Origin of the sequence: Paraburkholderia elongata, from assembly GCF_013177735.1 — a bacterium.
In the GTDB taxonomy this organism is placed as follows: Bacteria; Pseudomonadota; Gammaproteobacteria; order Burkholderiales; family Burkholderiaceae; genus Paraburkholderia; species Paraburkholderia elongata.
The window spans coordinates 1-9,126 of sequence record NZ_WOEZ01000143.1; the positions used below are offsets into that span (position 1 = coordinate 1).

General features: G+C 61.4%; 9 protein-coding genes and 1 pseudogene. 2 read left to right on the forward strand and 8 right to left on the reverse strand.

The annotated features are described in order from the left end of the window. Positions 1–127 precede the first annotated feature (127 nt). From GNZ13_RS26140 to GNZ13_RS26170, 7 genes and pseudogenes are all read right to left on the reverse strand, one after another. Positions 128–871, reverse strand: a pseudogene (locus GNZ13_RS26140) (extracellular solute-binding protein); the annotation flags it as partial. A gap of 82 nt (positions 872–953) precedes the next feature. Next, positions 954–2,081 (reverse strand): NAD(P)/FAD-dependent oxidoreductase, encoded by a 1,128-nt coding sequence (locus GNZ13_RS26145; RefSeq protein WP_172169863.1) that lies wholly within the window; start codon positions 2,079–2,081, stop codon positions 954–956. Beyond that, positions 2,074–3,507 carry an NAD(P)/FAD-dependent oxidoreductase gene (locus GNZ13_RS26150; protein ID WP_172169865.1) on the reverse strand — a complete coding sequence of 478 codons (1,434 nt, stop codon included), beginning with the start codon at positions 3,505–3,507 and terminating at the stop codon, positions 2,074–2,076. Before GNZ13_RS26150 ends, GNZ13_RS26145 begins: the two co-directional genes overlap by 8 nt. After that, positions 3,504–3,941, reverse strand: coding sequence for a (2Fe-2S)-binding protein (locus GNZ13_RS26155; protein WP_172169875.1), 438 nt, complete (start codon positions 3,939–3,941; stop codon positions 3,504–3,506). Before GNZ13_RS26155 ends, GNZ13_RS26150 begins: the two co-directional genes overlap by 4 nt. A 23-nt stretch (positions 3,942–3,964) precedes the next feature. Then, positions 3,965–4,759: an ABC transporter permease gene (locus GNZ13_RS26160; RefSeq protein ID WP_172169867.1), complete on the reverse strand. Its 795-nt coding sequence runs from the start codon at positions 4,757–4,759 to the stop codon at positions 3,965–3,967. 16 nt (positions 4,760–4,775) lie between these two features. Then, positions 4,776–5,690 carry an ABC transporter permease gene (locus GNZ13_RS26165; protein ID WP_172169869.1) on the reverse strand — a complete coding sequence of 305 codons (915 nt, stop codon included), beginning with the start codon at positions 5,688–5,690 and terminating at the stop codon, positions 4,776–4,778. Then, positions 5,683–6,774 carry an ABC transporter ATP-binding protein gene (locus GNZ13_RS26170; RefSeq protein WP_172169871.1) on the reverse strand — a complete coding sequence of 364 codons (1,092 nt, stop codon included), beginning with the start codon at positions 6,772–6,774 and terminating at the stop codon, positions 5,683–5,685. Before GNZ13_RS26170 ends, GNZ13_RS26165 begins: the two co-directional genes overlap by 8 nt. 303 nt (positions 6,775–7,077) lie before the next feature. Between GNZ13_RS26170 and GNZ13_RS26175 the strand changes: the two genes are divergently transcribed. Beyond that, on the forward strand, positions 7,078–7,956 hold the full coding sequence (locus tag GNZ13_RS26175) for an IclR family transcriptional regulator (protein WP_172169873.1): 879 nt from the start codon (positions 7,078–7,080) through the stop codon (positions 7,954–7,956). 282 nt (positions 7,957–8,238) lie between these two features. Beyond that, positions 8,239–8,427, forward strand: a complete 189-nt coding sequence (locus tag GNZ13_RS26180; RefSeq protein ID WP_216675024.1) for a hypothetical protein — start codon at positions 8,239–8,241, stop codon at positions 8,425–8,427. A gap of 62 nt (positions 8,428–8,489) precedes the next feature. Here GNZ13_RS26180 and GNZ13_RS51605 read toward each other — a convergent pair whose 3' ends face one another. After that, on the reverse strand, positions 8,490–8,732 hold the full coding sequence (locus GNZ13_RS51605) for a hypothetical protein (RefSeq protein WP_216675025.1): 243 nt from the start codon (positions 8,730–8,732) through the stop codon (positions 8,490–8,492). Between the last annotated feature and the right edge of the window lie 394 nt (positions 8,733–9,126).

Genomic DNA, 9,126 nt, shown 5'->3' on the forward strand with positions numbered 1-9,126 from the left:
GGACCTCTTCGTGCACTGGCGACGCGGTATGGTCGGTACGTTTGCCTGATAGGAGCGGTGTGAGTCGAGAGGCTCACGCACCGTTCTACGAGAGCCTGGGGGTGCGACTCCTCCGGGCTACTCTCCCATAGCCGACCGGAATGCCCTTGTCCTGCAGATCACCTACGGCAGTCGGCGTCAACGGGAACAGGCCCGCTTCGCCGGTCTGGACCATTTCGGAAATTTTCGCCGAATTCGGCACGTATTCCACGACGTTCGGGCCAACCGTGCTCGCCCATTTCGTGAAGCCCGGTTCGACGTTCTGCTCGCTGCCGCCCATCAAACGGTTGATCGCCAGAAAGCCGTGCAGGCCGAAGGTGCTGCTCGAAGCGGACTGGAACACCACTTTGCCCTTGTACTTCGGATCGGCAAAGTCCATCCATGAAGTCGGCGGCGCCCAGCCTTTTTCAGCGAACAGCTTCTTGTTGTACGCGATGCCGGTCATGCCGAGTTGCACGCCCGCGCCCATGTCGTCCTTCATGCGCGCGAACGGATAGAGCTCCTTGAGCACCGGCGAGTCGTCGAGCTTCTTGCACACACCCGTGCTGACCGCGCGCGCCATCACGCCGTCGTCGAGAAACACCACGTGAATTTGCGGATTCGCCTTGTTGGCGAGCAGCTTGGCGAGAATGTCCGACGAGGTGCCGGGCACCACGACCACTTTGACGTTGTTGGCTTTCTCGAAGTCGGGCAGGACCTGGCTCGTATAGGCCTTTTCCATCGGACCGCCGTTCATGCCGATGTAAATGGTCTTGGTCTCCGACCATGCAGGCGCGGCCGCACCGAATGCGCACAATGCGGCCAGCGCCGCGATCGTCTTGAACAGTTTCATTGAGGGGCTCCTGAGTTTCATTAAACGATTACGAGGCGATGACTGGGCGATAACAAAGCGATAAGCGATAACCAGGCGACAACTAGACGACGGATGGCGCAACAACAGCAGCGAAGCGATTGATCGAAAAAGCGTCGAGCGGTGTGGTCGTGGCGCCGTCGATCACAAGATCCGCGAGTATTTCGCCGACCCCTGGCGCCAGCAAAAACCCGCCGCCCGAAAAGCCGAACGCATGCAACAGACGCGGCACTGTGCGGCTCGCACCGATAATCGGATTGCTGTCGGGCGTCTCGCCTTCCACGCCGCTCCATGTGCGGATCAGCAGCGCCTCGCGCAGTGGAGGCAGCAGGGCGCACGCATCGCGCATGACGGCGCGGGTGGTTTCCGTCGACGGTTGACCGTATTCGCCGTCGCCATGTCCGCGCCCGCCGCCGATCACGCAATTGCCACGCGCCACTTGCCGTGCGTAGATGCCGCCGCCGTACACGCCGAGGTTGTGCGTGATGAAGTGCGGCAGCGGCTCGGTGACCCACATGTTCGGGTAGATCGGTTTCATCGGCGCGGTTTCGCCGAAGTAACCGGCAACCGTATTCGCCCATGCGCCCGCTGAATTGATCAGCCAGTCGGCGCTGATGCGCGTGTCGCCTGCTTGTAACTGGAAGCGTGTGCCGTCGTGATGGATTCCCGTCAGTTCGGTCTGCTCGCGCACGTCCGCGCCTGCGGCTCGCGCGGCACGGGCGAACGCAGGTGACACCAGACGCGGATTCGCATGACCATCGGTCGCACACAGCGAGCCGCCGATCGCAGCGGTGCCCAGCCATGGATAGCGTTGCCGGAACGTGGCGCCGCTGATCAACTGCGCTTGCAGTCCGTGGTCGCGCGCCATGTCCGCCCATGCTTCGAGCGCGGCAAGATCGGCTTCGCTGCGCGCGAGCCGCAAATGTCCCGACACAGTGAATTCGCCGTCGATGCCGATCAGCTCCGGCAAGCGATCCCAGATGCGCCGTGCACGCATGGCGAGCGGCATCTGTTCGACCGGCCGTCCCTGAACGCGCACGCCACCGTAGTTCACGCCGCTTGCCTGCGCGCCGCAATAGCGCCGCTCGAACAGGCCGACGCGCAAGCCGCGCCGCGCGAGCGCCAATGCCGCTGATGAGCCGACCAGGCCGCCGCCTGCAATCGCGACGTCGTAGTGCAAGGTGTCACTCATCGCGGGCCTCCTCGGGAATCTCGGCGACGCCATCGGCATACATAGCGGGAGATAGCGGAATCGGTTTGACAGGCGGCTGGCTGCGCAAGCGGCCTACGGCTTCAAGAGGTTTGCCGGTTTCTTCCGCAAGCAGCGTTAATGCCGCTTCGCCACACATGCGTCCCTGGCAACGGCCCATGCCGACTCGCGTGAGCGCTTTCAGTCGATTGATCTCGTGCGCTTCGCCGCCGCGGATGCAGCGCCGCAAGGTGCCCGCGTCGACTTCTTCGCAGCGGCATACGGTCATGTCGTCGGGCCATTGCGCCGCGCATTTTGCGGGCGGTGCAAATGCCGCTTCGATACCCTGGCGAAACACAGCGATACGTTGCAGGCTGCGGTCGAGGGAAGCCGCGTCGCGCATGCCGGGGCCACGCGGATGCGCGATGCCGAGGTCGTCGAGTAGCGCCAGTGCGGTGCGACGGCCGGCGAGTTCAGCAGCGTCGGCACCGGCGATGCCCGTACCGTCGCCCGCTAGATAGATGCTGTGCACGGAGCTGCGGCCGGCGGGGTCGAGCTCGGGGAGCCAGCAACGGTTGTGCGCGTCGAAACGGAAGCGGCACCCGGCGAGATCGGCGAGTTGGGTTTCAGGCTTCAGGCCAAAGCTGATGCCGACGGCGTCGCACGCGAGGGTTTCGGTCTTTGAGTTGCCGGTTGAAGAACGCCATTCAATCGCACTCACGCCGTGCTCGCCACGAATGCCGATCAGGTTCACATCGCGTTCGATCCGCACGCCGCGCATCTTTAGCCAGCTGACGTAATAGAGTCCTTTGGCGAACGTAGCAGGCTGCCGCGCGAGTTTCGGCGCCGCGGCAATCTGCTGCGATAGCGGACTCGTGTCGAGCACCGCTACCACCTGTGCGCCGGCTTTCACGTACTGATAGGCCACGAGATAGAGCAGCGGCCCCGTGCCTGCGAGCACCACGCGCTGACCGATCGCACAACCCTGCGCCTTCAATGCGACCTGCGCCGCGCCCAGCGTGTAGACGCCTGGTAGCGTCCAACCCGGCACCGGCAGCACGCGATCAGTGGCGCCGCTCGCAATGATCAGATGCGAAAACGGCACGCTGATTTCCCGTCCCGCGTGCAGCGTATCGAGCCGGCCCGGTTCACAAGCCCACGCCAGCGTGTCGGGGCGATAGTCGAGGTGCGGAAGAAGCGCGGCCATCGTCGTATGCAACGCGTCGGCTTTGTGCGCTTCAAAACCGTAAAGCGTTTTCTTCGAGCGCTGGAAGGCGCCGTTCGCGGGCGGTTGACGATAGATCTGTCCGCCCCAACGGGCGTTTTCATCCAGCACGATGGGCTTGATGCCGGCCGCAACCAGCGTTTCGGCGGCGCGCACGCCCGCCGGTCCCGCACCGACGATAACCACGCGGTGTTGGTTGCTCATTGCGTGTCTCCGGTTGCAGCTGCGGCAGAGGTAGCCGCAGTCGCAGCAGAGGCAGGAGGGACAGCAGCGGTTGCGGCAGTAGCAGCAGGGACAGCAACAGAAGCAGCTTCAGCGAGCCGCGTGACCACACGCATGCCCTGTGTCACCAATGTCGAGCACGCGCGCAAACGCAACCCCTCTTCGGTACGCATCCAGCAGTCCTGACAAGCGCCGATCAGGCAAAATCCGGCCCGCGGGGCGCCGCTGAAGTCGCTTTCGCGCACGCGACGTTGATGCATCAGCACAGCGGTGAGCACCGTATCGCCTTGCAACGCGGTGACTTCGTGTCCGTCGATAAAAAAGCTGAGCGGTTCACGCTGCGTCTCCGCAACGCGAACGAATTGCGCATCGCGCTTCGGCGCGGCAGATTCGGATGACGGCAAATTCGACGGCATGTGAGAGAGGGCGGTAGAAGACATCAGTGCTGGCCGATCAGAATCCGGTTGAGCCCATACACGCGATCGAGCAGCAGCATCGCGCCGGCGGTGATGAAGATCACCAGCGCGGAGACGGAGGCCATCATCGGGTCGATCGATTCCGTCGCGTACATGTACATGCGAACCGGCAGCGTGACGGTTTGCGGCGAGGTGACGAAGATCGACATCGTCAGTTCGTCGAAGCTATTGATGAACGCGAGCAACCAGCCGCCGGTAATGCCCGGCAGAATCATCGGGAAGGTGACGCGGCGAAACGTGGTCCACGCGTCGGCGCCGAGCGAGTGCGCGGCATGTTCGACACTACGGTCGAGACCACTGACCGAGGCCAGCACGAGCCGCATCACGAACGGCGTGATGATGATCATGTGCGCGAGTACGAGCCACGCGAACGAACCGGTCGCGCCGATCAGCGCGAAGAAGCGCAGCAGTGCGATGCCGAGCACGAGACCGGGAATCACCAACGGCGACAGCAGTAAGCCGTTGAGGAAGCCGCGGCCCGGAAAGCGGGCGCGCCCGATCGCTAGAGCAGCAGGCAACGCGACGATCAACGAAAGCGTCGCCGAGGCAAACGCCAGCTTCAGGCTGTTGAAGAACGCCGAGATGAAGTCCGGGTAGTTGAGGATGGCGCGGAACCAGCGCAGCGAGATGCCATGCGTGGGCAGCGTGAGCGTTTCGTCGGGCGTGAAGGCGACCAGCACGACGATCACAAGCGGCGCGAGCACGAACGCAATGACGAGCGTGTGGAAAATCAGCGCAATGGGGCCGTTTTTTCTCATGATGATCTCGGGAGGTTCAGCCTAGGCTTCTGGCGTACTTGCGTTCCAGAACCCGGTAGTAAGTGAGCATCACGATCAGATTCGCGACCAGCAGCAGGAGCGCGATGGTCGCGCCGAGCGGCCAGTTCAGCGAGCCGAGGAATTCGTCATAGACCGCAGTGGCGGCGACTTTCAGGCGCCGTCCGCCGAGCAGGCCGGGAATCGCGAACGCGCTCGCCGACAGGCCGAACACCATCAGGCTGCCCGACAGAATGCCCGGCGTGAGTTGCGGCAACACGATGCGGCGCAAGGTCGTAGCGGGCGATGCCATCAGCGAAAGCGCGGCATTTTCTGTTTGCGGGTCGAGCTTCTGCAGCGCGGTCCACACCGGAATCACCATGAACGGCAGCATCACGTGCACCAGTGCGATGACGATGGCGAAGGTGGTGTATTCGAGCTTGTACGGTCCTAGCCCGACGAGACCGAACGCCTGATTCACAAGGCCGTTGCTATTGAGCAGCATGCTCCAGCCGAACGCGCGCACCACGACCGAGACCAGCAACGGCGCGAGAATGATCAGCAGGAACATCGAGCGATACGGATCGCGCATGCGCGACAGCACGTAGGCTTCGGGCGTGCCGATCACGATGCACAGCAGGGTGGTCAGAAAGGCGATACCGAAGGTGCGCAGGAAGATCGTGTGGAAATACGACGATTTCAGTACTTCCGCATAGTTGCCGAACTGGAATGCGGCGAGCGGGCCGCTCGACGGATCGAAGCGGTAGAAGGTCAGTACCAGCGTCATCACGAGCGGCACCAGCACGAGCGTCGCAAACAGCAGGAAAGCCGGTGCGCACATCAGCCACAACGGTAAGAACGCGTGCCACGGTGCGCGGGGTGCATTGCCGGTCTTCATGCTGTTGTTGTTCGAAGCGGGCAGCGTACTAGCCATGATGCGCATCCCGTTGAATGAAGCGGATCGCTTCGCTGTTCCAGTCGACACCGACCGCCGCGCCTTCCGGCAGCGGCTCGGTGCCTTCGTTCTGGCAGCACACCAGCACTTCGCCGAGCCGGCTATCTACCCGGTACAGCCATTGGCTGCCGAGGAAGAAGCGGCTCGTCACGGTGGCCGATAAACGTCCCGCGTTCGGCGCGCACAGGCGCAGCTTTTCCGGACGAATGCACAACGTGACCGCGTCGCCGACGCCGATCACACGTTCGCGCACCGGCAGTTGCGCGGTGTGGCCGGTCTCGGCGAGATCGTGTCCGAGGTCGATGCGGATCGCGTCGCCGTCGCGCGCCACCACCTTGCCTGCCAGCATGTTCGCCTTGCCGATGAACTGCGAGACGAATCGGTTTTCAGGCCGTTCGTACGCTTCGTATGGCGTGTCGATCTGCGTAATGCGGCCGGCTTCCATCACCACCACGCGGTCGCTGATCGACAGCGCTTCCGACTGGTCATGCGTGACCATGATGGTGGTCGTGCCGATCTTGCGTTGAATGGCGCGCAGTTCGAACTGCATGTCTTCGCGCAGCTTGGCGTCGAGATTCGACATGGGTTCGTCGAGCAGCAGCACGGGCGGCGCGATCACGATCGCGCGGGCGATCGCCACGCGCTGCCGCTGACCGCCGGACAACTCGCGCGGAAAGCGGTGCGCGAGCGTATCGAGCCGCACCAGCGCCAGCGCTTCGCGCACGCGCTCCTTGCGCTCGGCCTTGTCGACGTTGCGCATCTCCAGCCCAAAGCCGATGTTGTCCGCGACGCTCATATGCGGAAACAGCGCGTAGCTCTGGAACACGATGCCGAGGCCGCGCTTGTTCGGCTTCATGTGCGTGATGTCGCGGCCGTCGAGCGTGATACGCCCGCGTGTCGTTTCGACAAAGCCCGCAATCATCTGCAACGTGGTGGTCTTGCCGCAGCCCGACGGTCCGAGCAGCGAAACGAACTCGCCTTTTTCAACCGACAGGCTCACGTCGGCGACTGCCTGCAGATCGCCGAACGATTTCGCTACGTCCGTGAGTGTGAGGAACGACATGATCTGGCCTTTGGATGGGTCGACACCGGTTCAATCGGCTACTGCCTCGATGGAGCCGACTCTATCTAGCCAAATTGCATGGCGTCAATTTCAAATTCCGTTTGCCGGTATAAGATTGAAAAAAATTCCGATGAATGGAAGATATTCGATGGAACCGGCTTCAGCTGTTCCGCTGCGTGGGGTCCGGAAAATTCCTATGAATCAGAACGCAATGCAAATGGAACGGTCGTGGCTGGGATATTCCATTCAGGGATAAAACCCTCTATAGTGTTCCGATCAATGAAATAATTCGGAGCGCAGGAGATGAATGCTGCCGCCAAACGAGAAGCCGATCCCGCACTGGCCGAAACGGGCACTGCACCCGGACCCGGGATGCTGGAGCGCGCCTTCGCGGTGATCCGCGCGTTATCCGAAGCGCAATCCGACGGTGGCCGCGTCACGCGTCTCGCGAAAGCGGTGGGTCTGACACAAGGCACGGTGCACCGCATTCTTCATGCGCTGATCGCGGAAGGCATCGTCGAACAGGACGAAAATTCGAAGCTGTATCGGCTGAGTGTCGATTTTTTTGCGCTCGCCGCGCAGGCCGGCAATCCGAGCGGCATGCGCACGCTGTGCCGTCCCGCGTTGCTGCGGCTGTGCGCGAGTCTCGGCGACACGATTTTCCTGCTGGTTAAAAGCAGTTTCGATGCGGTGTGTCTCGACATCTGCGAAGGGCCGTTTCCGATTCGCTCTTTCACCGGCGATATCGGCGGCCGCGTGGCCCTGGGTGTCGGTCAGGGGAGCCTGGCGATTCTCGCGTTCCTGCCGGAAGCGGAGCGTGAAGAGATCATTCGTTTTAATGTGCCGCGCATTCGCGGCTATGGCGTGCTCGACGAAGTGTATTTGCGCACCGAGATCGAACGCGTGCGCCAACTCGGTTACGCGGGCCGCAATAGCGGGGTGCTCGACGGCATGGCGGGCGTGGCGGTGCCGATTCTGGATCGCACCGGCGTCGCGGTGGCGGCATTGAGCGTCGGCACCCTGGCGGCGCGTCTCGGCGACGATCGCCTGCCGATGGTGGTCGAATTGCTGCGCCGCCAGGCGGATGCGATCGGCCCGCAAACCAATCCCTTTGATGTCGCGTTGCGCCGGCCGATGCATGGCTTGTCGCGGGCTATGACTACCGAGCGGATCGCGGGATAGGGTGAAAGGAAAAGGGCGTTACGTTGAGCAGGAACGTGGCGCCTTTCGATTTTCAAGGCGGAGAGACGGACCGCAAAATTCTAATCCAACGCATTCTGAGCCAGTCCACCAACTCTCTTTCCTATCAATGGTTTGAGTGCATTTTGAGTCGGATCCGGTCTGCAATATTCCGGCGCTATCCTGCATCCGCCGATGGGCTGAGTGACGGGCTGAAAACATGGTGCGAACGTCCTTTCTGCGTCGCGTGGAAGCCCAAAGCGACACACCCGACGGGTGGCCACCATGCACGGCTTTCGTTCCAGCTTTCACGATTGGGTCAGCGAACACGGCTATGCGCGCGATCTTGCCAAACGTGCGCTCGCGCATACCGTCGCGAATAAGGTCGAAGCGGTCCATCACCGCACGGACCTGCTGGAACAGCGCCACCCGTTGATGGAGGCGTGGGCGGCGCATGTTCATCCGCATGTGTAGTGGCGGACGCGACTTTAGCTGCGCACGATCGAACCTGCGAGAACCACTGTACTTTTTCTATCTTAGGCCGGCGGTTGGATCGCGTAGTGAAATCCCATCGCAGCAACGATAGGCACAATAAGAAGCTGTACAAGAACAATCACCTTGTAGGCTTTCGCGCGCCAAATATTCTCACGAAGTCCACAAATTATTGTTAGCAGATTCAGGGTTGCGATGATCCATACCAAACCGGATGGGTCGTCGGAAAGCGCTGAAAATATTGCCTTCAAATTTTCACTCAATTGTTGAACCCCATGAAGTTCCAACTGTAATACTCAAAATATTTAAGATAATCCGATTTGACATTTCCTGTCATCGAATTTCGGTAATCCCATCCATTTCCAACCCTATAAAATGCACCTATCTCAACCGGGAGCCCGGCGTATGCAGACTGCTGTGGGTCGGCAGCATTGCGGCCTAATACCTTATTAACCCAGGTTATCGGTCTATGAATTGTATCGTCTGAATTCCCTTGATAGATATTGATTGCGTCCTTCGACGCGCTAACGACAAGTTGAATGTGATGCGCCAGCCTATATGAACGCGTCCCGTTTGCAACAGTTTTCGTGTGTTCAGACAGACAGGATGGGCTGCAGCTCTATATCCGGCCTTGTTGCAGCCGGTATTGCTGCTGCGGGCCTCTATGAAATACGCTGACTC

Excerpts from the sequence above, each read along its gene's own strand:
- GNZ13_RS26160 (WP_172169867.1), bottom strand. The coding sequence starts at position 4,759 with ATGAGAAAAAACGGCCCCATTGCGCTGATTTTCCACACGCTCGTCATT.
- GNZ13_RS26165 (WP_172169869.1), bottom strand. The coding sequence starts at position 5,690 with ATGGCTAGTACGCTGCCCGCTTCGAACAACAACAGCATGAAGACCGGC.
- GNZ13_RS26145 (WP_172169863.1), bottom strand. The coding sequence starts at position 2,081 with ATGAGTGACACCTTGCACTACGACGTCGCGATTGCAGGCGGCGGCCTG.
- GNZ13_RS26155 (WP_172169875.1), bottom strand. The coding sequence starts at position 3,941 with ATGCCGTCGAATTTGCCGTCATCCGAATCTGCCGCGCCGAAGCGCGAT.
- GNZ13_RS26180 (WP_216675024.1), top strand. The coding sequence starts at position 8,239 with ATGCACGGCTTTCGTTCCAGCTTTCACGATTGGGTCAGCGAACACGGC.
- GNZ13_RS26170 (WP_172169871.1), bottom strand. The coding sequence starts at position 6,774 with ATGTCGTTCCTCACACTCACGGACGTAGCGAAATCGTTCGGCGATCTG.
- GNZ13_RS26150 (WP_172169865.1), bottom strand. The coding sequence starts at position 3,507 with ATGAGCAACCAACACCGCGTGGTTATCGTCGGTGCGGGACCGGCGGGC.
- GNZ13_RS26175 (WP_172169873.1), top strand. The coding sequence starts at position 7,078 with ATGAATGCTGCCGCCAAACGAGAAGCCGATCCCGCACTGGCCGAAACG.